This is a genomic window from Microcoleus sp. Pol8_D6 (genome assembly GCF_036700965.1).
Taxonomy (GTDB): Bacteria; Cyanobacteriota; Cyanobacteriia; order Cyanobacteriales; family Microcoleaceae; genus Microcoleus.
In genome coordinates, this window is the sequence record NZ_JAUBPW010000006.1 from 16,030 (window position 1) to 38,252 (window position 22,223).

16 protein-coding genes and 1 tRNA gene are annotated in these 22,223 nt (G+C 46.5%); 10 read left to right on the forward strand and 7 right to left on the reverse strand.

All coding sequences use genetic code 11. The features are described 5' to 3' along the window. Window positions 1-10 precede the first annotated feature (10 nt). The 4 genes from QUA10_RS04015 to QUA10_RS04030 all read left to right on the forward strand — a co-directional run bounded on the left by QUA10_RS04015 (window position 11) and on the right by QUA10_RS04030 (window position 3,319). Window positions 11-1,519 carry a helicase C-terminal domain-containing protein gene (locus tag QUA10_RS04015; RefSeq protein WP_333081320.1) on the forward strand — a complete coding sequence of 503 codons (1,509 nt, stop codon included), beginning with the start codon at window positions 11-13 and terminating at the stop codon, window positions 1,517-1,519. 106 nt (window positions 1,520-1,625) lie between these two features. Beyond that, the gene (locus QUA10_RS04020) at window positions 1,626-2,864 is read left to right on the forward strand and encodes a transposase (protein ID WP_333081321.1); all 1,239 of its coding nucleotides are present in this window, start codon (window positions 1,626-1,628) and stop codon (window positions 2,862-2,864) included. Between the two features lie 45 nt (window positions 2,865-2,909). Next, window positions 2,910-3,122, forward strand: a complete 213-nt coding sequence (locus QUA10_RS04025; RefSeq protein WP_333063857.1) for a DUF2839 domain-containing protein — start codon at window positions 2,910-2,912, stop codon at window positions 3,120-3,122. 125 nt (window positions 3,123-3,247) lie between these two features. Beyond that, window positions 3,248-3,319, forward strand: a tRNA-Val gene (locus tag QUA10_RS04030). Window positions 3,320-3,412: 93 nt separating this feature from the next. Here QUA10_RS04030 and QUA10_RS04035 read toward each other — a convergent pair. Then, window positions 3,413-4,258 carry a hypothetical protein gene (locus tag QUA10_RS04035; protein WP_333081322.1) on the reverse strand — a complete coding sequence of 282 codons (846 nt, stop codon included), beginning with the start codon at window positions 4,256-4,258 and terminating at the stop codon, window positions 3,413-3,415. Between the two features lie 27 nt (window positions 4,259-4,285). Further along, window positions 4,286-4,540, reverse strand: a complete 255-nt coding sequence (locus tag QUA10_RS04040) for a hypothetical protein (RefSeq protein WP_006631515.1) — start codon at window positions 4,538-4,540, stop codon at window positions 4,286-4,288. A 151-nt stretch (window positions 4,541-4,691) separates the two neighbouring features. Between QUA10_RS04040 and QUA10_RS04045 the strand changes: the two genes are divergently transcribed. Further along, a complete protein-coding gene (locus QUA10_RS04045) occupies window positions 4,692-5,642 on the forward strand; it encodes a DNA polymerase beta superfamily protein (protein WP_333081323.1) in 951 nt (316 codons plus the stop codon). Window positions 5,643-5,689: 47 nt separating this feature from the next. Beyond that, window positions 5,690-6,451, forward strand: a complete 762-nt coding sequence (locus tag QUA10_RS04050) for a nucleotidyltransferase domain-containing protein (protein WP_333081324.1) — start codon at window positions 5,690-5,692, stop codon at window positions 6,449-6,451. Window positions 6,452-6,611: 160 nt separating this feature from the next. Here the strand turns inward: QUA10_RS04050 and QUA10_RS04055 are convergent, their stop codons facing one another. Both QUA10_RS04055 and cobJ read right to left on the reverse strand, forming a co-directional pair. Continuing rightward, window positions 6,612-7,397, reverse strand: a complete 786-nt coding sequence (locus tag QUA10_RS04055; RefSeq protein WP_333081325.1) for a hypothetical protein — start codon at window positions 7,395-7,397, stop codon at window positions 6,612-6,614. 524 nt (window positions 7,398-7,921) lie between these two features. Then, complete coding sequence (cobJ, locus tag QUA10_RS04060) at window positions 7,922-9,697, reverse strand: precorrin-3B C(17)-methyltransferase (protein WP_333081326.1); 1,776 nt, start codon at window positions 9,695-9,697, stop codon at window positions 7,922-7,924. A 219-nt stretch (window positions 9,698-9,916) separates the two neighbouring features. Here cobJ and QUA10_RS04065 point away from each other — a divergent pair, with 219 nt between their 5' ends. Beyond that, complete coding sequence (locus tag QUA10_RS04065) at window positions 9,917-13,864, forward strand: cobaltochelatase subunit CobN (RefSeq protein ID WP_333081327.1); 3,948 nt, start codon at window positions 9,917-9,919, stop codon at window positions 13,862-13,864. 89 nt (window positions 13,865-13,953) lie between these two features. On the opposite strand, the gene QUA10_RS04070 is transcribed toward QUA10_RS04065, so the two are convergent. After that, a complete protein-coding gene (locus QUA10_RS04070) occupies window positions 13,954-14,565 on the reverse strand; it encodes a COP23 domain-containing protein (protein WP_333081328.1) in 612 nt (203 codons plus the stop codon). 363 nt (window positions 14,566-14,928) lie between these two features. Between QUA10_RS04070 and QUA10_RS04075 the strand changes: the two genes are divergently transcribed. The 3 genes from QUA10_RS04075 to QUA10_RS04085 all read left to right on the forward strand — a co-directional run bounded on the left by QUA10_RS04075 (window position 14,929) and on the right by QUA10_RS04085 (window position 19,087). Next, window positions 14,929-16,614 carry an NAD-binding protein gene (locus QUA10_RS04075; RefSeq protein WP_333081329.1) on the forward strand — a complete coding sequence of 562 codons (1,686 nt, stop codon included), beginning with the start codon at window positions 14,929-14,931 and terminating at the stop codon, window positions 16,612-16,614. A gap of 169 nt (window positions 16,615-16,783) precedes the next feature. Beyond that, the gene (locus QUA10_RS04080; protein ID WP_333081330.1) at window positions 16,784-18,610 is read left to right on the forward strand and encodes an N-acetylmuramoyl-L-alanine amidase; all 1,827 of its coding nucleotides are present in this window, start codon (window positions 16,784-16,786) and stop codon (window positions 18,608-18,610) included. Window positions 18,611-18,691: 81 nt separating this feature from the next. Beyond that, window positions 18,692-19,087 (forward strand): SH3 domain-containing protein, encoded by a 396-nt coding sequence (locus QUA10_RS04085; RefSeq protein WP_333081331.1) that lies wholly within the window; start codon window positions 18,692-18,694, stop codon window positions 19,085-19,087. A 239-nt stretch (window positions 19,088-19,326) separates the two neighbouring features. Here QUA10_RS04085 and QUA10_RS04090 read toward each other — a convergent pair whose 3' ends face one another. Both QUA10_RS04090 and QUA10_RS04095 read right to left on the reverse strand, forming a co-directional pair. After that, the gene (locus tag QUA10_RS04090; protein ID WP_333081332.1) at window positions 19,327-20,244 is read right to left on the reverse strand and encodes a sulfotransferase; all 918 of its coding nucleotides are present in this window, start codon (window positions 20,242-20,244) and stop codon (window positions 19,327-19,329) included. 112 nt (window positions 20,245-20,356) lie between these two features. Continuing rightward, a complete protein-coding gene (locus tag QUA10_RS04095; RefSeq protein WP_333081333.1) occupies window positions 20,357-22,105 on the reverse strand; it encodes a hypothetical protein in 1,749 nt (582 codons plus the stop codon). Window positions 22,106-22,223: the final 118 nt, after the last annotated feature.

Sequence of the window (22,223 nt, forward strand, 5' to 3'; positions counted from 1 at the left end):
TTAAAACCGATTGATTGAGGTAGAAGTCCACAACTCATTGCTCCGCTTCCTGCGATCGCACTCCGAGCCGCACTGGCCTCACCATTTAACGATGGCGCGGCTCGTGGCGCGGGCTTTGCGCTTGGGGCGCAGCGCTCTGATCCAAACGGGGCTTCCTGCTGGAGCTTACCGACAGCGGTATCGAGTCAGCTATTTGATGCCGATTTTGATGTGGCCAGAGCCTGTAATTTTAGTGGCGCCGACACCGCTGATTGAGCATTTGAGAGCTGTGGAAATTCCGCGTTTGCAAGAGTGGCTGCAAACAGAGGGGTCGATCGAGACTTATTCGGATCGGGCCACTGGGCAAGGATTGATGCTAGCCGATCCAGAGTCTTGGCTCGCGGCTCGCTTGGCGGGGAATTCGGAACTACACAGGAATATTCCGACAATTATTGACGGTGTGGATGACTTGGAAGTTTGGACTCGCCAGCAATTGACAGCGTGTTTGCAACCGGCTGATTGGAATGATTTAATGCAATCTCAGCCTTTGGAAGCCGATGCAATCCTCCAAGGGCGGGTAATGCTAACGCGGGCTTTCTTTAAGCATCCGGCGAAACCAGAGGAGTGCTATTTGCTGGAAACGGCAGAGCAAAATATTTTGGAGGGGCTGTTTGAAACGATCGAGCCAAACCCCCTAATTCCGGCTGCTTGGAGCAATTTTTGGCTGCGGTGGGAAGGAAACGGAAAATTGCGGTGGGCGGAAATTAATCGGGAGGCTGGGTCATTTTCTCTGTTCTGCGCGCCGATTCAGGTGGCTGAGGTTTTGAGCAAAATTTGGGATTCTCAGCCTGTGGTGTTGATTGGGGGGGCGGTGGATGTGGAACCGAAGGCTCCGATCTTCCGGCAAATGCTGGGACTGCCAGAATTGACGAGCGTTAAGTTTTCGCCCGATCGACAAAGCGAATTAATTCAACTGTACATTCCCAACTGGCTGCCGCTGCCGAATACGCCGGAATTTCAGGGTGTTTTAATGGAAGAAATTCGGACTTTGCTGTTGATGAGCGCGTCGGTGGCGGGTTTAACGGTGCTGATTGTTGGTGATGTACCGCTGAGGGCTCGGCTGGCGGCGATTTTGGCTTCTGAGTTCGGTTCTCGGGTGCAGGTAGAAAAGACTGATGTGGGCGAGAATGCGATTTTGGTGACTGGGTGGGAGTTTTGGCGGGAACATCAGGGGGAATTGAGGGCGCCTCACTTGCTGGCGATCGCAACTTTGCCGCTACCTTCTTTGGAGAATCCTTTGGTGACGGCGCGTGTGGCTTATTATAAGGAACGGCGCAAGGATTGGTTTCGGTTGTATTTGCTGCCGGCGGCGCTGAATGAGTTGCAACGGGCGATCGCGCCGGTGCGAGAACGTCAAGGGGTGGTGGCGATTTTTGACAGTAGGGTGATTCACCGCAGTTATGGACAGCAGGTTTTAGCGGCGCTGAGTCCTTTTGCGAGGATTGATTATTTGGATACGACTTGGCTGACGCAGGCTTGAGATGACCTGTTGGCGTATAATTTGGTTAGGTATTGTAAAACTTTATTGACTTTATGGCCATTAATAGCCATTTCTAGTATAGAATAGTCAAAATGACGGTACAACAATGCAGCTAGTTGAAAAGCACATTATCGATCGAACCCACTGGCTATACAAGCAGCTAGATAATTTGTGCTTTCTCTCGAAGAATCTTTTCAACTACGCTAACTACCTAATCAGACAAAAATTTATTATCTCAGGAGAATACCTCGACTATTACAAAATACAGAAACTATGTCAGGGAACGACTGACTATCTAGCATTACCAGCCAAAGTATCTCAGCAAGTATTATTGAGATTAAATGAAAGCTGGAAATCATTTTTTGAAGCTACCAAGGAATATGCCATCCATCCAGAGAAATTCAAAGCCCGACCAAAAATACCCAGATACAAACACAAAACATTAGGCAGAAATGTCCTGACTTACACCGCTCAAGCCATCAGTAAAGAATGGCTCAAGAAAGGAATTATCAATCTCTCGAAAAGCCAGATATTTCTGACTACTAAAGTTAGGGTCGTAAATCAAGTCAGAATCGTCCCAAAAACTTACCATTACTCGATGGAGGTAGTTTATGAACCCAAGGATGTAAGTCAATCATCATCAGGTAGAGAAGGGATAGCAGGAATTGATATGGGGCTCAATAATTTAGCGACAATTACATCCACTCAAAAAGGGTTGGTTCCGCTGATAATAAATGGCAAACCCCTCAAATCAATCAATGCTTACTATCACAAAAATAAGACAGTGTTTCAGTCCTACTTGAAGGGGGAAAGAAAGACATCAATCAAAATTGAACAATTAACTCACAAGCGGAATGTAAAAGTAGATAATTACCTGCATAATGCAAGTCGATTCATCATCAATCATCTGGCAGCTAACCGAATCGGGACACTGGTGATTGGTAAAAACGATAACTGGAAACAGGGAATAAATCTCGGCAAGCGGAATAATCAGAACTTCGTAGCCATACCTCATGCAAGGTTTATTGAAATGCTAACTTATAAAGCGCAGTTAGCAGGAATCGTTGTGAAGGTTATTGAAGAAAGTTACACTTCAAAGTGTTCTTTTTTAGATAATGAACCTTGTGTCAAGCATTCGGAGTATAAAGGTAAACGCATTAAGCGAGGGTTGTTTCGTGCTGGTGACGGCAGACTGATTAATGCCGATGTCAATGGCAGCGCTAACATTGTCAAAAAAGCATTTCCCAACGCTTTTGCCGAGGGAATACAGGGCGTGGTAGTACGTCCGGTGAGGGTCACACCTTACAAAATGGTTGTCCGAGGCAAGTGTAATATTTGCCTATAAAACCTGTAACTATCCAGTTGAAATCTAATTTAGTAGACAAAGATTATGGGTGAAGCTAAGCGTCGCAAAGAGTCGATCGGCGACGAATACGGTAAAGAAGAACGCATCGTTCCCTGGCTGCCAATCACGAAAACCCAAAGCGAAGATTTTGTGAAGTGGACAAGTCGCGGAAGCTGGATGGGGATTAGTCTTTTGGTGGCTTGGTGGATTGTAGTGCGGTTTGTCGGCCCATCCGCGGGTTGGTGGCAGGTTAACTGATGCCAGACTCGACAAATGCCTGTATTCTTGGCATTGTGTCGAGTTTAACTCGGAAACAAGCGGCTGATTTTTTATGAAAAATTTAGTTGCGAATTTGGACTTGGTATGGTATCTTAGTTATCTGCGGGCAATTAGCACAGTGGTAGCGCACTTCCTTCACACGGAAGGGGTCGCAGGTTCAAATCCTGCATTGCCCATTAATTTTTATGATAAGTGACAAGTTATTTGTCATCGGTAATAGCTTTTTTAGCTTACTTGCTTTTGTTGTTGTCTTTACTGCAAAAATTCGGCTAAATCCCGAACTTCCGCTTGTTTACGGCTAACTCATAATCTAATACTGATTCCCCATTGTTCAGTTCAACTTGTCCTCCAATCCAGATTTGATCGATACTTTCAGGTACATCGATAGTTTGTATAATCTGACTTAAACTTTTAATTGAAAAAGTTAAGACGTTCGTGTGTAACTCCAAAATTAAAATCTTGATACAATCGCGATATTTATCAAACTTAGGAGCCGCACGTTCAATGAGTTTAGCTACTTCCGATTTTATTTGGGTGGATAAATCTCTTATTTCTTGTTGGCTATAGAACTTAAATGGGTTTTTCAGACTACAACAAATACCCGACTCAATAGGGGCATCCTCTCGGTCTATCTCTGCTATTCTGAAGAAGATCCATAACGGTGATTCATCCGTGGCAATTCCTTCGGAATTCTTAATCCATGCTTCATGCTCAATAACTGAGCTTGCTATTTCATTTGCCAACCTAATCACTTCTCTCTTGTTTTTTGGCATATCTACATTATTAATCTCAAGCACATAAACATCGTCGAAAAAAGTGCTTCTTACTTTATTTGTAAATGTCTTGGTAAACTCATGCCAAAGTTGGTGATGTCTGATATGGTCTGAAGTCCATGAGAACGCCTTACGCTCAATTACCATCCGTGCATCGCCATCACGAAGTAGAATCTCCGGTTCGGGAGTTGTACGATTATCGTTTTCAGGAAAGGATTCTAGGATGTAGTGTGTAGTATGAATGGAGTTATAAATATCTACAAAGTCTTTAAGATTCAACCACTCATTTTCATTGCTTGGGGGGAGACATCCAAAGGGGTATAACCAATCAATTTCATCCATCTATCAGCCTCTGTGTTCTTCTATACTTTAAGAGTGAGAGCCGGGAGAGTTGGTAGACGTTTCCAATGTTGGGCGCTTTGTAGAACAAAAGTAGTATACCGTATTGATTCCAATTACCTTCAAATTAAACGCCTTGCGAATATTCGACTCCGACAAATGCACGTTTTTTCTACGCAACTCTTGCCTCAGTGTAGCCTCTAACGTCACCAATTGCAAGTCCGTCACCGCTTGCCCGTTGCTAATCGTGGCAATTGTCGGGTGAGTCTCCACAATCTCCAACACCTCCCCCTCAAAGCGCTGGCGGTATTCCTCGTCGATCGTGAATTACACACTGTTCAACAAGGCAAAAACAGCCGATCGCCCAAAACTCCCCTTCTATACTACACTTATGCTACAATAACATTGTAGCTCGTGCCCCGCAGGAGGTTCCCTGATGGCAAATGCCAATCTTCCTCAAAATTTCAACTTAATTCTACCCGCAGGAACCCAAATTGTCACCAAAATCGAAGTCAAAAACCCCGCAGGCGACCAATCTTGGAAACCGGGATTAGTAGGTGTCATCGTTCAATCGCCTACGGACAATTCCCACGCATATTTAGTTAAACTCCCAGACGGAACACAAGTTAGTCTGCGGCGGCACGAACTCAGTATCCGCAAGCAGTTTCAGAGCGAAGGATTGCATTCAGGAGGAGATTTTCTTGCAGAATACAACCTCTATGATTCTGTAATTTACCGCTGCATTGTTGGTTCCAGAGCTTATGGCCTTGATAACGAGCAATCCGATACAGACAGACGCGGGATTTACCTGCCGCCCGCAATCCTTCATTGGTCGCTTTACGGCATCCCAGAACAATTGGAAAACAAGGAAAATCAGGAATGCTATTGGGAACTGCAAAAGTTTCTAGTTTTGGCACTAAAAGCTAATCCAAATGTGCTAGAATGTTTGTACACGCCTTTAGTAGAAACTGTTTCTCCTGTAGCACAAGAATTGCTCGAAATTAGGGAAATCTTTCTTTCTCAATTGGTTTATCAAACTTACAATAGCTACGTTTTGTCTCAATTTAAAAAAATGGAGCAAGACCTCCGCAATACCGGGGAAATTCGGTGGAAGCACGCGATGCACTTAATTCGCTTGTTGCTGTCAGGAATTACGGTGCTCAAGGAGGGGTTTGTACCCGTTCGGGTGCAGGATTATCGATCGCAACTTTTATCTATCCGCAACCAAGAAATATCCTGGGATGAGGTGAATCGCTGGCGGTTGAGTTTGCACGGTGAGTTCGATCGCGCTTTTGCTGCAACTTCCTTACCAGAACGTCCTAATTACGAGAAAGCGAACCTGTTTTTGATTAAATCTCGTAGAGGTGCGATCGAAATCGGATCTTGAAATCGCTTCTTGTCAAACAAAGCCGCCGCAGAGGGGGAGTGAAATAAATGACAGAATACATTTCCGATTTAGCACCAATTATCTCAGTTCAACCTTACCCGCTGCTGTTTGCGACTGTCAGCGGTTCGCATCTATACGGCTTTCCTTCCGCAGATTCTGACTTCGACTTGCGGGGAGTACACATTTTGCCGCTACCGAAAGTAATTGGACTAATTTCTGGAGAAGAAACCATCGAAGTTTCTGAAGTTCGGGATGGAATGCAACTCGATTTAGTAACTCACGACATTAAGAAATTTTTTGAGTTGCTGTTGAAGCGCAACGGCTACGTGCTAGAACAACTGTATTCGCCGCTGATAGTTTACACTACAAAGGAACACGAGGAATTAAAGGCTATTGCCTCGAACTGCATTACCAAGCACCACAGCCACCACTATCTCGGTTTTGCTAAAACTCAATGGAAACTGTTTGAGAAAGAACAGCCGCGTCGGGTTAAGCCGCTGCTGTACGTTTACCGGGTGTTGCTGGCTGGGATTCACTTGATGCAAACGGGGGAAGTCGAGGCGAATTTGGTGAAACTTAACGAGAAATTCCAATTGTCGTATATTCCTGATTTGATCGATCGCAAGCTGGCTGGGGAGGAAAAATCTGTGCTGGAAAATACAGATATAGAATTTTATCAGCAAGAGCGCGATCGGCTAATTAATATATTAGAAGAAGCAAGTTTTACAAGTCATTTGCCGTCAAATCCTCATGCCAAGGTTGCTCTTAGCGATTTTCTGGTAAAGGTGAGAAGGTCATCTGTGAACTAACCTATTTCACGCCTAATTACTCGTTTAGTGCAGCAAGCAGCCTACATATTAGTAATGGGGTGCGCCGAAGAGCGCAGAACCACATAAACCGGGTTTTTTATTGCGATTAAATACCCAAGAGCAGTATTTTCGTTGTCCATCAAACCCGGTTTCAAGTGATTTACTTTAATAGCTTTCTGTTTGCTAGTTCGCTAATGGCAGCTATGCCAGTATTTTGTATCTCGGTAGGTTGTGTATTTTTTCCTTGTATGTAAATATTCCAACTTACCCCGCCTAAATATGTCTTGATATATGACATCAAGGCATGGATAAATACAACGATGCCCACCATTTCTAATGACTCTTCAATCGTCGCTATTATCACGTAGGATACATTCTCCATCCCCGTTGTAGAAGCGAGGTATCCCCCTAGCATTTCCACCCCGAATGCACCTCCAATATACAGAGCACTGGCTACAACAAACAATTTTTTTGTAGATACAGGAAGGTGCAACAGAAACTTAATGTAGGATAAGAGAAATATCGCTACTAGAAAACTTATCGGCACAACCCAAGTAAAGTAAAGAAATCCTGTGGCATTTAGCAGGTTTCGCATCGGGTCAACCAATTTTTCGTGCAATTGGCCAATTTCGTCTAAAGATATATATAAAAATATGAATGATAAAATTTTCCACTGATGCTTGTAGCGACAGCTATCCAAATTTTTCGCATGGGCGATGACACCCAGCAAGATAGAACTAAACAACAATGCCAAAAATGAGTATAAGGTTGGAATGTTCCGCTCGTAATCAACGTTGAATGCCTTTGCGAAGTAGTCTCTAGACGGGTATTCCGGCAAGAAGTACAAAGTCATCTGACTTAAGAAAGATAGTACAACTAGACCGACCACCACTCGCAGCAGAAACTGGGTTACAGCTCCAGGAGTTAGAGGAATTTGGAATTTCATGTTCTCTTAACCCTTCTCTTAACCTTGATTTAAAGGTATGCTATCAAAAAAAATCTTTTTTCGGTATATCTACAGATAGAGAAGACTCATCCTGGTGAAGGCGCTCTTTTTTTTAACTGTAAGATTACTGCCAGATTAAGGAATTTAGCCGACATCGATCGCCCTTAATTTTATTGTGGCTATATAAAAATCTTTTTATTTCCTGAGACGTAAATTGTAACTCTCCCCAAATGAAGCTGAAATCCTTACTACGGTTGAGTCGCTCTCTAAATTCGATCGATATCTGCAAGAAAAACTCGGCTTCAGGAAGCCGAGATCCTCTGTACCAAGGATTTCTGTAATCAAAGGCGATCACTCCTCAATCGAGAGTGACAACTATGAGATGAAATAAGAGGTCGATCGCGATCGAGTGATTCGCCGCCATTTGTTAACCTAGACTTCCCCCAGCGAGATCAAAAAATATCCTTGTCAAAGTCAATTAGCTTTGAGTCAATTGCTGATTTCCGAAGTTTTTGCTGCTTTACTTATTTTTCGTACCTGCGCGGCGTGTAAACCCAAACATCTCCATATTTGCGAGGAATAATCCGAGTTTGACTCGAACCGACAATCACTAAAGTTCTCATATCGGCGTCTTGCGGCTGGAATTCGCCGAGGGTGCAAACGCGCACAGATTGACCGGGCCGGCCGAGGTTTCGCCCCAATATGACGGGGGTATTAGCATCGCGACTTTGCAACAAAATCTCGATCGCCTTTGCGAGTTGCCAAATCCGCTGTTTCGAGATCGGATTGTAAAATGCGATCGCGAAATCTGCGATCGCAGCAGCCGAAATCCGCTGTTCTATGACCTTCCAAGGCTTGAGAATATCCGAAAGCGAAATCACGCAAAAATCGTGTCCGAGGGGTGCTCCGATCGCAGCAGCGGCCGCCTGCATGGCTGAAATGCCCGGTGCTACCCGAATATCGATGCCTTGCCATTCGGGTTTGGCGTCAAAGTCGATCGCCTCAAACACCGCTGCAGCCATCGCAAAAATACCCGGATCTCCCGACGAAACGACGGCTACAGATTTGCCGGATGCTGCTAAATCTAGGGCAAAACGGGCGCGATCGATCTCTTCGCGGTTGTCGGAATCGTGGCGCTTTTGCCCTTCCCGCAGGGTTCCGGCTAAGTCGAGATAGAATTTGTAACCCACCCAATCTGTGGCTTCGCGCAAAATTTCCTTAACTTCCGGGGACATCCAGGCCGCGCCTCCTGGGCCGGTACCGACGATCGCGAGTTTGCCACGGCTAATTCCGATCGCGCTAGCATCTATGGGTTCGGCGGCTAGGGCGATCGCGCAATTCAGGGATAAAGTGCGATCGGACTCGATTAAGTGACTGTTGGCACCGGCTGCTGTCAGGGCAATTTGTGCGGCCTTATTTTCGATGAATTCAATTGAGTCTAATTCGACAAGTTCGGAGAGATTGAAAAAGCGGACGGGGACTTTAAAATATTGTGAAACTGCTTCAAGTGCCGGATTTCCCATCTCCTCTTTTAATGCAAAAAATCCCGCCACAGAAGCTGCTGCTAAACCTGCATTTTCCAACACTTGATTGACCAATAAAACCGCTATTTCCGGCTCAATATTCGATAGCTTTGTGAGTGCAAATGCCACATTTTGCGGATGGTAAACTAAACAATCGGGCGTTGGCGCAATTGCTTTTTCGGTGACGCGGATAGTCAATTTTGCGTCGGGGGCGATCCTCTTCGAGGGCTTCGCTAACGGCAAATTGCTCTCAGAAAGCCAGCTTGCAGCCCCTTCTAGGCGTACTTTTGCCCCGGCGAGCAAATTTGAAATAAAAGTCTTCGCGTCCTCTGGATTTGCCAAATAATAGCCTTGGGGAGGACTCAGCAACGCGGTGCGAAACCGGATATCTCCCGTTGTTGTAATTGCAGGTTGTACGCCGAGGGCTGCTGCAATCTCTCTGGCCAAATCATTAACGCCGTGCAAACCGCCCAGCAGCGGTACTACGGCGCTTCCGTCTTCTGCGACGGCTAAAACTGGCGGTTCGGCGCGTTTGTCTGACAGCAGCGGGGCGAGGGTACGGATGATAATTCCGGCGGCGCAGATGGCGATGATTGGGGTTTCTGTTGCAAATAATTCCCGCAATGTTTCGCCGAAGTTGCTAAAGTTGATGTCTGTGTTGGAAGTGCGATCGATTAAACCGTAAATCTGGGAACCGGGGAAATGTGCGGAGATTTTTTTGGCGATCGGCAGGCTGTTTTGACCTAAGATAACTATTGCGGGAGGTATTCGCTTCACGGTTTTAATTATGTGTGTGTTTGGAGTGGTTTGATTATTTTAATCTTTTGTTACTTTCAGAATAAATATTTGACGAACCGCGAAGGCGCGAAGGGCGCGAAGGAAAAGTAAGAAGTGAAGCAAGTAGTTTTTCTGTTTTATTAGTGACCCAGGCATCTTGCCTGTGATTTTCTGCAATTAGTCTATCATTAAAAGAAGCAAATATTTCGAGGTAGGGCTGTGAAACGCATTGTCTTAATTGCAGGGTTTGAATCTTTTAATGCTGATTTGTACCGCAAAGCTGCCGAGTTGGCTGTTTCTGGCTGTCAGGGATTGGAAGTGCGGGTTTTTAGCGATCGCGCCCTCGCAGATGAACCCGATGCTGTAGCAGCCGCCCTCTTGAATGCTGATGTGTTTTTCGGGAGTTTGCTGTTTGATTACGATGCGGTAATGTGGTTGCGGGAAAGGGTGCAACATATCCCGATTCGCCTGGTTTTTGAGTCGGCTTTGGAATTGATGAGTCTTACTCAAATCGGCGCTTTTAAAATTGGCGACAAGCCGAAGGGAATGCCGAAACCGGTTAAGTTTATTTTGGATAAGTTCAGCAATGGGCGAGAAGAAGATAAGCTGGCTGGTTACATCAGCTTTTTGAAGGTTGGGCCGAAGTTATTAAAGTATGTGCCGGTGCAAAAAGTGCAGGATTTGCGAAACTGGCTGATTATTTATGGTTACTGGAATGCGGGCGGTGCGGATAATGTTGTCTCGATGTTTTGGATTATTGCCGAAAAGTATTTGGGGCTGAAGGTTGCAGAAATTCCGCCGCCTGTGGAAACTCCCAATATGGGTTTATTGCATCCCGATTATAATGGTTATTTTGAATCGCCTCGGCAATATTTGGATTGGTATCTCGGTAATCAAATTGGTAGCGGGCAAGATGTCCGTTCCACAAAAGAGGGTAGACATCTTGATAGAAAGGGTTATAACGGGCAAGATGCCCGTTCTACAAAATTTGAGACGAATTGGTCTGAAAATTTAGACCGGGTTTCTAACGGGCAAGATGCCCGTTCCACAGAATTTGACACCAATTGGTGTCAAAATTCACACACAGGAAAATCCCCTGTTGTCGGAATTTTGCTTTACCGCAAGCACGTTATCACCAAGCAGCCTTATATTCCTCAATTAATTCGCTATTTTGAAGATGCGGGAATTGTGCCTTTGCCGATTTTTATCAATGGCGTTGAAGGCCATGTGGCGGTGCGGGATTGGATGACGACTGCTGATGAAACTGCGCGGCGCAAACAAGGCAATATTGAAACTCTTTCGCTTTCTAAAGATGCTGTGGAAGTTGATGCGATTGTTTCTACTATTGGCTTTCCTTTGGTTGGCGGGCCTGCTGGTTCGATGGAAGGTGGAAGGCAGGTGGAAGTTGCTAAGCGGATTTTAACTGCTAAAAATGTACCTTATTTTGTGTCCGCACCTCTGCTGATTCAGGATATCCATTCTTGGACTCGTCAGGGGATTGGGGGTTTGCAAAGTGTGGTATTGTATGCTTTGCCTGAGTTGGATGGCGCGATCGATCCTGTTCCCCTGGGCGGTTTGGTGGGTGAGGATATTTATCTGGTGCCCGATCGCGCGAAACGCCTGACAAGTAGAATTAACAATTGGGTGAAGTTGCGCCAAACTCCGCCATCTGAAAGGAAAATTGCGATTATTCTCTACGGGTTTCCTCCCGGTTACGGTGCGGCGGGTACGGCTGCTTTATTAAATGTACCGAAATCGCTGCTAAATTTCCTGCACAAACTTCAAGCGGCAGGTTATACAGTTGGAGAAATTCCGGCTGACGGTGAGGAGTTAATTCGCAGGGTGAAAGAGGCGGATGATGCTGCAACCGCAGATGGGGGCGGATTAACGCGGATGAACGCAGATGGGAGGGGAGGGTTTGGCAATACTGTTAATGTTAAAAATCTGGAGAAGTGGCTGGGGTATTTGTCAATAAGTCGTATTGAAAAACAGTGGAAATCTTTGACTGGTACTGGGATTAAGACTGACGGCGACGAGTTCCATATCGGTGGCATTCAACTGGGGAATGTTTGGATAGGTTTGCAGCCGCCGCTGGGGATTTCGGGCGATCCGATGCGCTTAATGTTCGATCGCGATTTGACGCCTCACCCTCAATACGCTGCTTTTTACAAGTGGCTGCAAAATGATTTTCAAGCTGATGCTGTGGTTCACTTCGGAATGCACGGCACTGTTGAATGGTTGCCCGGTTCTCCTCTGGGAAATACTGGCTATTCTTGGCCGGATATTCTGTTGGGAAGTTTGCCGAATCTTTATATCTATGCTGCTAACAATCCCTCGGAATCGATGTTGGCAAAACGGCGCGGTTACGGTGTTTTGATTTCTCACAATGTGCCGCCATACGGTCGCGCTGGCTTGTACAAGGAATTGATGGCTTTGCGGGATTTGATTGCGGAATATCGAGAAGATACAGCAAAGAATTATGTGCTCAAAGAGGCTATTTGTAAGAAAATTTTAGATAGCGGTTTGGAGGCTGATTGTCCGTTTGATGAGGCTCGCAAGTTGGGGATTGCTTTTAGTTTTGAGAATGTGGGAATGTTCAGTGCTGATGCTTTTAACCGCTATTTGGTGAAGCTTTATGAGTATTTGCAGGTGGTGGAATCTCGCTTATTTTCATCGGGTTTGCACGTTTTCGGAGAACCGCCTAATTCTGAGGAAATGACCTCTTATCTTGAGGCTTATTTTGGGGAGAGGTTATCACAGGAACAGGTGCAAAAACTGGTTTTTGAAGAAAATGAACCGCAGAAGTGCAGAGGGCGCAGAGAAGAAGAGAAAGAGGGGTTTGGTGGGGTTTTTGAGGAGGGTTTGCTAGTTAGGGATTTGTTGTTGCAAACGACGGATGAGTTGACTAATCTTATGCGAGGTTTGAATGGGGAATATATTCTTCCTGCACCGGGTGGGGATTTGTTGCGGGATGGGGCTGGGGTGTTGCCAACTGGTCGAAATATTCACGCTTTAGATCCTTATCGGATGCCTTCTCCTGCTGCTTATGAAAGGGGGCGCGAAATTGCTCGAAACATTATTGAGAAGCACCTTCAAGAACATGGGAATTATCCTGAGACTGTGGCGGTGATGTTGTGGGGTTTGGATGCGATTAAAACGCGGGGCGAATCTATTGGAATTCTGCTGGAATTGGTGGGGGCTGAACCTCTTAAAGAAGGTACTGGCCGCATTGTTCGCTATGAGTTAAAACCGTTAGCTGATGTCGGTCATCCCCGCATTGATGTGTTGGGAAATCTTTCGGGTATTTTCCGAGATAGCTTTGTGAATATTATTGAATTGTTGGATGATTTGTTCGTACGGGCGGCGGATGCTGATGAACCGGAATCGGAGAATTTTATCCGCAAACACGCTTTGATTTTGCAAGCACAAGGCGTGCAGAATTATTCGGCAAGGTTGTTTTCTAATCCGGCTGGCGATTTTGGTTCTTTGGTTAACGATCGGGTTGTTGATGGTAGTTGGGAATCGGGGGATGAGTTGGGGAAGACTTGGGAAAGTCGCAATGTTTTTAGTTACGGGAGAAAGGATAAGGGGGAAGCGAGGCCGGAGGTTTTGACTCAGTTGTTGCAAGGGTGCGATCGCATAATTCAAGAAATTGATTCTGTTGAATACGGTTTGACTGATATTCAAGAGTATTATGCCAATACTGGCGGTTTGAAGAAAGCCGCAGAAAAGCAGCGCGGCAAAAAGGTTAACACGAGTTTTGTAGAAAGTTTTTCTCAGGATACCACGCCGCGCAATTTAGAATATTTGCTGCGCTTGGAATATCGAACTAAGTTGCTAAATCCTAAGTGGGCTAACGCGATGGCAAATCAAGGTTCTGGCGGCGCTTATGAAATTTCGCAGCGCATGACGGCGTTAATTGGTTGGGGCGGAACGGCTGATTTTACTGATGGTTGGGTTTACGATCAGGCGGCTGATACTTATGCTTTGGATGAGGAGATGGCGGAGAAGTTGCGCGAGGCAAATCCTGAAGCTTTTCGCAATATTGTAGGGCGAATGTTGGAGGCTAACGGGCGGGGTTTTTGGCAGCCGGATGCCGATAAGTTGCAGCAGTTGCGCGAGTTATATGAGTTAACTGATGAGAAGATTGAAGGGGTGACAGTATAGTTTTTTTAGTCTAAATATTTAGGGGCGGGCTAGAAGCCCACCCCACAATAGTTTCCAATTTTTTCAGGTGCACGTTAGAGGCGCGGCTATTAAATACCCCGATCGCCCTGCGGTTTTGCTACCGGAACTGACGGTTTCTTATTGGGAGAGTTAAAAGCTCGATCGACCATATCTCCAAAGGGAACAAACTGCGGTGCCGCCGATTGAGATCCGGTTCTGAACGTTGTAACTGGCCCGCTGCCGTCTTGGGCAAAGTTAATCAATCTCGTTAAAGCATCACCGGGATTTTTAGCATTTCGCTTGTCTAGGGTGAACAGCAGATTTTGAGAGTTGCAGCGCCCCTGTCCGTTTACGTAACAAACTACGGGCAAGTTATTAACAATTCCTGTTGTTAACTGCAAGTTGCTCAATCTTCCGCCATTCTGGGCAACAGCTTTGGTCAATCTATTGGAAACAATTTGGCAGCGCTGCCAAGGTGTATATTCGCGGCCGAACTCGGTAGATTTCCACAGAATCATTGGATCGGTCGTGACATTTCCCCGCCGTGCAATTGTGACAAAATTGCGACCGGAAGTAACGCACTGAAATGTTGTTCTAGTGTTATTCCAGTTGCTCGTTGGAGCTGCTTGCACTTGGCTTGCAAAGGCGACAGTACCGGCGAAAACTAAAGCGGATGCTAATAAGGGTGCAGTGAATTTCATAATAACTCCTGCCGCTAAGGCAGCTAAATTTATGTAGGAAGTCATAGTTGTAGGGACAGGACTGTGTCCCTACCTATTCAATTTCTGCTGGTGGGCTGTCGCACCCGGATATTTTTCAAATATTAAATTACGTTATTGCACCTCATATCTGTAGGTACAGGGCACTGCTGTGTCCTTGTTTCAAAACTTGGGAACGCGGCTTTAGGCACACGGCACGGCCCTTTCCTTGTTCCAACACTTCGAGACTGTGGCACAAGTATTCTAGATAGTGTTTTTAGCTACATTCTGCAAAGCCAGGAGAGTCAACAATGGTAAGTAAAATTACGAAGGACAGCTCCGAAATTGGCTGGCAAATAACTTTTTATGAAACCTCGAATCATTGTTTGCGGGTTGGGGCACACGGGACACAAGATTTTTTGTTTGTTGAGACAGCAAGGAGCGATCGCGATCGGTATTAGCGATCGCCCAATTCGCGGCGAAACTTCTGATGTGGTTGTCGGGAATTTGCAAGCAGCTTCTACCTTGTTGGCTGCTGGCATTCAAAACGCTCACACTTTAGTAATTGCAGGAGACGATGATGCTGTGAATTTGGCAATTTTGATGCAAGCGAGGATTCTCAATCCTCAGATTCGCATCATCAACAGATTGTTCAATACTAGCTTGGGCGACAGGATTGATCACACTTTGCCCGATCACACTTCCATGAGCGTTTCATCGTTGGCGGCTCCGGTTTTTGCCTTTGCAGCTCTCGGAAATCAGGCAATCGGACAGTTGCGTTTGTTCGATCGCACTTGGCCGATTCACGAAGAATATATCGATGAAACACATCCTTGGAAAAATCAAAAACTCAGCGATTTGTGGGACGATCGATCGCGAATGTTGATTTATTATCTGCCGGCTGCTAACAAAACTGATTTAGTATCGGCGGTGCTTGCCGATCGGCAGTGTCAGCAGGGCGATCGGCTAATTGTTGCCACTCAGCCGACTCTCCACAGCCCCCAAAAAACTTTCACTCAAAAACTGCTCAAAACATTAACTAACCTGCACCGATTTCAGCAGCACAGCCAAGCAGCAGTAATTGTTGTACTGACGCTGCTGGCAATGATTGCCGTTGCTACTGCCACCTATATTTGTGTTGACGAGCATATCTCAATTGTTGATTCTCTGTATTTTTCAGTAGGGATGATTACCGGAGCCGGAGGCCATGAAAAAGTAGCCGAACAAGCTCCTGAAAGCATTAAACTATTTACAGTTGTCATGATGTTAGTTGGAGCTGGCATCATCGGCATCTGCTACGCACTGCTCAACGATTATGTCTTGGGAACTCGCTTTACCGAATATTGGGATGTAGCGCGAGTTCCGCAGCGCAATCATTACATTATTTGCGGGCTCGGAGGAATTGGTATCCAAATTGCTAAAGAACTGCACACTAACGGTTACGATATTGTGGCAATCGAGCAAGATCCAAACTGCCGCTTTCTGAACACGGCTCGCTCAATGAAAATTCCGGTCATTCAGGGAAGTGCCAGTTTACCTGCAACTTTGGAAGCTGCTAATGTTAAGCAAGCGGCAGCACTTTTGGCGGTAACTAGCAGCGATATGTCTAATGTCGAAATTGCCTTGAGTGCTAAAGGATTGGCACCAAAACTATCAGTTATTGTGCGCAATCAAGACCCACATTTTGCTTTGATGGTGCAGCAAGTTTTTGAGTTTGAAGGAGTTTTGAACCCGACGGAATTGGCGGCTCCTGCTTTCGCGGCGGCGGCAATTGGAGGCAGAATTTTGGGCAACGGGATGACTGCTGATAGTCTCTGGGTTTGCTTGGCCACATTGATTACGCCAAACCATCCTTTCTGTGGCTACCGCATTCAAGATGCTGCTATGTCTGCTGATTTTGTGCCTCTTTATGCGGAAACTAAGTGTCAAACTCTCCACGGCTGGGATTTACTGAATTGTTGTTTGAGTACGGGGGATGTTTTGTATTTGACGATGCCGGCGAATCGGTTGGAGCAACTGTGGAGAACGCCCTCTGAATTAATTAAAACTTAATGGTTTGACGCGGGAATTTATATTGCCGATCGCTCAATTGCAACTACAAACCTGATAAAATTGGCTCTGTCTAGTAAATAAGACTTACGACTAATCCTCAGAAATCCGGTTTCGTAGGGCAAGTTCTAGTATAAATAACCCACAGAGTCTCAATTAGTTGCGGTTTAGAATGAGAAAATTTTTAGCATTATGTGTGTTTGGGCTGATAATGGCGATCGCCTCTGTCGCTGTCGCCACTCAACCTTTGTTTCTCGCTTATCCTCCCGCCAACCACAAAACTACAGCCGATCGCATCTTTTTAATCGGTACAGCGCCTGCACCGGGACAAGTGTTAGTAAATGGCAACCAAATTTCGCGCACCGCATCCGGGCATTTCGCCCCGACTTTTCCGCTGCAACTCGGCGAAAATCTCTTTACCTTGCGTTACGACAATCAGGAAGTCAAAATTAAGGTGACGCGCGAGTCGAATCAGCCGGAAGCCCCTGTAGGATTGGCTTTTGCTAAAGATTCCCTGACGCCGAAAGTCGATGTCGCGAGTTTGCCGGGAGAATATATTTGCTTTGGGGCGATCGCACCTGCGAATGCTCAAGTTTCAGTGAAATTGGCGGGTGTTACTATTCCTTTAAAAGCGCGATCGCAAGTCGAATTACCCGACAACGCATCTGTACTGTTAGACGCAAATTCCCCCATCAAAAAAGGCGGCAGCCAACAGTATCAAGGCTGTGCTAAAACTCCCCCCACCCCACCATTGGCAACGGGAAGCAATGAGTCTAGATCTTCCCTACCCAAGGCTGAAAAAGTTGAATTAGGAGTGCCTGTATTTGAGCTAACAATGAATGATAAAACTATCAGCCAACAAGGTACTGGCAAGATTACTATTCTTTCTCCGGCTGACTTAGAAATAGCCGAAGTAACAGCAGATCCTGGTGTCGCCAGAACCGGGGCAAGCACAGATTTTTCTCGGATGACACCGCTGCCGAAGGGAACGCGAGCAACAATTATTGGGCGCGAGGGAGAATGGCTCAGACTCGATTACGGTGCTTGGATTAAAGCCTCGGAAGTGCGAATTGTCCAGGATTCAGTGCCTCCGCGATCGATTATTCGTAGCGCCAGCTCGCGTCAAGTTTCCGGCTGGACAGAGGTGTTGTTCCCCTTAGAAACACCTGTCCCAGTCACCGTGCAGGAAGCAGAACGCACCTTCACTTTAACCCTGTACAATACTACTGCTCAAACTGACATTATTCGCGTCTCTAATGACCCGGTAATTTCACGTTTGGAATGGCAACAAATCTCGCCGCTGCAAGTACAATACACTTTTAATCTCAAATCTGCCCAGCAGTGGGGTTACAAGTTGAGATACGATGGCACAACTTTAGTGTTGTCTTTAAAACACCCGCCGACCAATACAAGCGCGGTGCCCAATTCGCAAGCAAAGCCGCTGTCGGGAATTAAGATTCTCATCGATCCGGGACACGGCGGGCCGGAGGATGGAGGTGCGGTGAGTCCAGTGGGGATTAGAGAAAAAACAGTAGCTTTAACTGTGTCAAAATTGGTGCAACAGGAATTGCTAAATCGGGGCGCGAATGTGGTAATGACGCGGGTAGAAGATGTGGATTTGGATTTGCCGCCGAGGGTGGAAATGATTCAAAAAGAAGAACCTGCGATCGCAATTTCGATACACTACAATGCTTTGCCGGATAACGGCGATGCCATTAAGACTAAAGGCGTCGGCGCTTTCTGGTTTCACCCGCAAGCGCACAGTTTGGCAATATTTTTGCACAATTATTTAGTTGCCAAGTTGAACCGTCCGAGCTATGGTGTATTCTGGAACAACTTAGCCATGACTCGTCCTGCCGTTGCTCCATCTGTTTTAATGGAATTGGGATTTATGATCAATCCCGAAGAATTTGAATGGATTGTGAATCCGACAGAACAAAAGAAATTAGCTGAGGCGATTGCCCAAGGTGTTACCGAATGGTTTGCCTCGGTCAAATAATAGTTAGTAGTAAGAACTGAAATCCTTCTCAAAAAATTCATAGTCAGGACTTCAGTTCAGTCAATCCACGGAAATGAAATAATGCTAATTTTTACTCAATCAAAAGCCTTTTTTATTGCAGCCGTCGTTGCAAGTTTTAGCTTCTCACTTTACAGCTTTCCTGTTTTCGGCAAGCAGCAAAGCCTTGCTCCCGCAAAAGCAGAAGCTTTAAAAAAGCAAACTCATTGCTCATTTATTACAGGTGAAGGTGGCGCTGTTAACATTCGCAAAGGCCCAGGCAATAAGTACGCGGTTGTAGCTAAACTCAAAAGAGGAGACGGAGTTAGAGCTGTCAGCAGACAAGGTAATTGGGTGAAAATTGCGGCCAGATTTTCGGGTAATCCTCCTAATGAAACTTTGACAATCCTTGACGGTTGGGTGAACAATCAATTTATTAATGGCTGTTCCGAAGACCAATTTGACAGGTGGCGGCAATAGATACAGGACTTACGTAACTGGCACTATAAGACGGGTTACGATGATGGGTAAGGGCAATCGTAGCGATCGCTATGTGTCAGTTGCGTCCAGGACTGGATATCAAAAAAGTGTGAAAAATCATTAGCGATCGCGCAGACTGTGACGCTCCTGCGTCGCTAACGCGGAGCGATCGGGCATTCGGATTCGCGATCGATCCATAAAAGCCTTCAGCAAGACTGCCCTCTACCTTTCTTCGATAATTAGCTTTTTGACTTACTTGATTTTTTTGAATTAGAAGCATTTAGAGAGTCAAACACCGCTGCATCGATTGGAGGGGCTACGGGAATCTTTGGCTGGGCAACAATCACATTTGCTAGACTACTACTCGTCGGAGTCTCCCAGAAAGATAAACCCTCATATTGAGCAAACAAATCAGGGGGTAAAACGGTTGCACGAGGTTGAAACTCGACTTTAGAGCGCACATGATGCAGTCCATCTGTATTTAGTCGGCGATCGAATTCGTTGGCTTCGTACTGCACGTTGGTAAAATCATGCTCGAAGGGTTCTTCTCCCAGAAATTGATAAATCAGCGATAAAGTTTTATCAGGAGCTTGGCTTAATATGTCGTAGTCCACCAGGAGTAAAGATTCACTATATTCACTATAAAAAGCTTCTTTGAGAGCGTTATAGGCAAAGCCGACTAACCTTCCCGACTGACTTAAAGCTTCGGTGCGCGTGTAAACGGTAGAACGTTCACCAGAATTATTGAATAAACGCGACACATCAAAAGCATTTTTCCTAATCAACCGTTCGACACTATCCATTATCCAAGCGAGATTCCGCACGCAGCAAATCACTTTGGCGTCGGGAAATAGCTGGTGGATTAAAGGCAATTTGCTACACCAAAGGCGATTGGTATCGAAGATAATTGCTTTGTCGGCTTGGGGCTGATAGAAAGTAGAAAAAATCGTTAAAGTTAGAGCTTGTTTTTGTTCTGGTGTAATAAAGACTGAAAACTCATTATTCTCACTCATGGCTTCCAGCATACTGTTGACCAGACCCCCAACAGGACTGCTCATGCTAGCGTGAAATCGGGGATTTTGCCACAGTAAAGCTCCGAGTAAGGTGGAACCCGAACGGGGTAATCCAGAGATGAAGTGTAGTTTCGGCTGTGTCATTCGGTTTTGGTTAGTTACTAAAAATAAGGGGTAACGGGGAAGGGGGAAAGGTTTTTAATCCTTTCCCTTTCCCCTTTTACCTTTCCCCTCTAATTAGATGGTTTTACCCTGGCTAGGCGACAATCTGAAAATCGCTCGCATTCAGTGGTGGGTTGCCTTGAATCGTGGCAATTCGAGTGAACCTCAGCGCCGCAGGACTGTCAGAGATGTAGTTCAAGCCTCCCGTCTGTTTGTTGTAAACAATATTGACTGGTCCGAGACTCCCAAGAAGGTCGCTGAGGGCATTCGTATTCTCGACTACTCGAAACTCCCCACTTTGACTGAATCCATCGCCCACTGCACTATCAATGCCTGTGAAAGTGGTCTTGGATAGAACAATCTTGTCAGTACCTCGCACGAAATCGGTGATGGTATCTTGTCCCACTAATTCGGCGTTAGCTTGGGTGAACTGTTGTCCTGAATTGAAGATAAAGCGATCGGGCCCTGCACCGCCAATCAGGGTGTCATTGCCAGCACCACCGTTGAGCGCGTCATTGCCGAGTCCGCCGTAGAGTATGTCAGTCCCAGCATTGCCGTTGAGGAAGTCGTTGCCAAGGGCTCCGAGTAAGATGTCGTTGCCACCGCCACCATTTACAGTGTCGTTACCAGCACCGCCATCAAAGGTTTCGTTGCTGCTAGTGCCATTGATTAGATCATTACCAGCCTTGGGTTCAGTCACCGTAGTGATGGTGCCAAATACGTTGCTAGTACCGTCGGCGCCGGAATTACGTAAGAAAGTTGGCATCATCCCCTCAGAGACAACAGTAGGTAAAGAGGTGGGCATTCCTTGGTTATTTTCTATGCTGGAATTTACAGTGGACTGCATAATGAACAATCCCCCTCCAAAGCCTATACCGCCATTGGCTCCACTGCCGGGAATAGCTTGGTTGTTATCCAGAGTGACGGAATTGAGGGTGAGTGTGCCACTACGGATAAAAATACCACCTCCCATAGCTGCACCACCACCGCCACCCTTGTTGTCATTCGCGCCGCGGCCGGCACGGCCACCACCGTAGCCGCCGTTGCCGAAGCCGCCGTAGCCGCCGCCGCCGCCGTAGCCGCCGTTGCCGAAGCCGCCGTTGCCGCCGCCGCCGCCGAAGCCGCCGTTGCTGCCGCCGCCGCCAAAGCCGTAGCCGCCGCCGCCGCCAAAGCCGCCGTTGCCGCCTTGGAAGTTGCTGAAGCTGTCGCCGCCAGCCCCGCCGCCGCCGAAGCCACCGTTGATGCCAGGGCTTCTGCCACCGTTGATGCCAGCGCTGCCGCCGTAGTTCCCATTGCCACCATAGCCGCCGTCTCTGCTGCCGTCGCCGAATAGACCGCCGCCACCAAAGCCGCCGTCGCCGAACATACCACCCCCGCCGCCTTTTTGGATAGAATTGTTACTGATACTGTTGCCACCTACCGCTAGGTTAGTGTCAAAAGTTACATTGCTCAAAAAGACATCCCCTCCGTAGATGAACATCCCTCCTCCCATTCCCGCACCGCCTCCTCCACCGCTTTTACCATCCCCTCCTTTAGCGGTGCTAGTGGCTATAGTCAGGTCGCAGAATTTCACGTTTCCCGACTTGATGAAGAACGGACGCACATCTCCACTGTCGACTCGCCCATTGTTGTTGGCATCGCCACTGACGGTCTTGCCATTGCCGATGACCACGATATCACTGTCGGGCAGGGTCTTCATCACCCCGGTAATTCTGGTGTTCGTTTTGAACTCAATACTGTCAACCCCTTCATTCACGTTAGCTTGGCGGATAGCATAGCTGAGGGTGCCTACCGTGTCCCCGTTGCCGTTATCGGTGCTTTGAGTGACTTGATATAGTGTCATAGATTTGATTTCTTCTTTGTTTAACGATTCGATAACCGCCACATGAATTTCCCCTTGGGCTGATCTGGCTGAAGTGAAGATGAATTTTGCACTGGGAAATTGGACGTGGTTAAACCTC

Coding starts and splice junctions, on each gene's coding strand:
- QUA10_RS04020 (WP_333081321.1), top strand. CDS start 1,626: ATGCAGCTAGTTGAAAAGCACATTATCGATCGAACCCACTGGCTATAC.
- QUA10_RS04025 (WP_333063857.1), top strand. CDS start 2,910: ATGGGTGAAGCTAAGCGTCGCAAAGAGTCGATCGGCGACGAATACGGT.
- QUA10_RS04035 (WP_333081322.1), bottom strand. CDS start 4,258: ATGGATGAAATTGATTGGTTATACCCCTTTGGATGTCTCCCCCCAAGC.
- QUA10_RS04045 (WP_333081323.1), top strand. CDS start 4,692: ATGGCAAATGCCAATCTTCCTCAAAATTTCAACTTAATTCTACCCGCA.
- QUA10_RS04050 (WP_333081324.1), top strand. CDS start 5,690: ATGACAGAATACATTTCCGATTTAGCACCAATTATCTCAGTTCAACCT.
- QUA10_RS04055 (WP_333081325.1), bottom strand. CDS start 7,397: ATGAAATTCCAAATTCCTCTAACTCCTGGAGCTGTAACCCAGTTTCTG.
- QUA10_RS04070 (WP_333081328.1), bottom strand. CDS start 14,565: ATGAAATTCACTGCACCCTTATTAGCATCCGCTTTAGTTTTCGCCGGT.
- QUA10_RS04075 (WP_333081329.1), top strand. CDS start 14,929: ATGAAACCTCGAATCATTGTTTGCGGGTTGGGGCACACGGGACACAAG.
- QUA10_RS04080 (WP_333081330.1), top strand. CDS start 16,784: ATGAGAAAATTTTTAGCATTATGTGTGTTTGGGCTGATAATGGCGATC.
- QUA10_RS04085 (WP_333081331.1), top strand. CDS start 18,692: ATGCTAATTTTTACTCAATCAAAAGCCTTTTTTATTGCAGCCGTCGTT.
- QUA10_RS04090 (WP_333081332.1), bottom strand. CDS start 20,244: ATGACACAGCCGAAACTACACTTCATCTCTGGATTACCCCGTTCGGGT.
- QUA10_RS04095 (WP_333081333.1), bottom strand. CDS start 22,105: ATGACACTATATCAAGTCACTCAAAGCACCGATAACGGCAACGGGGAC.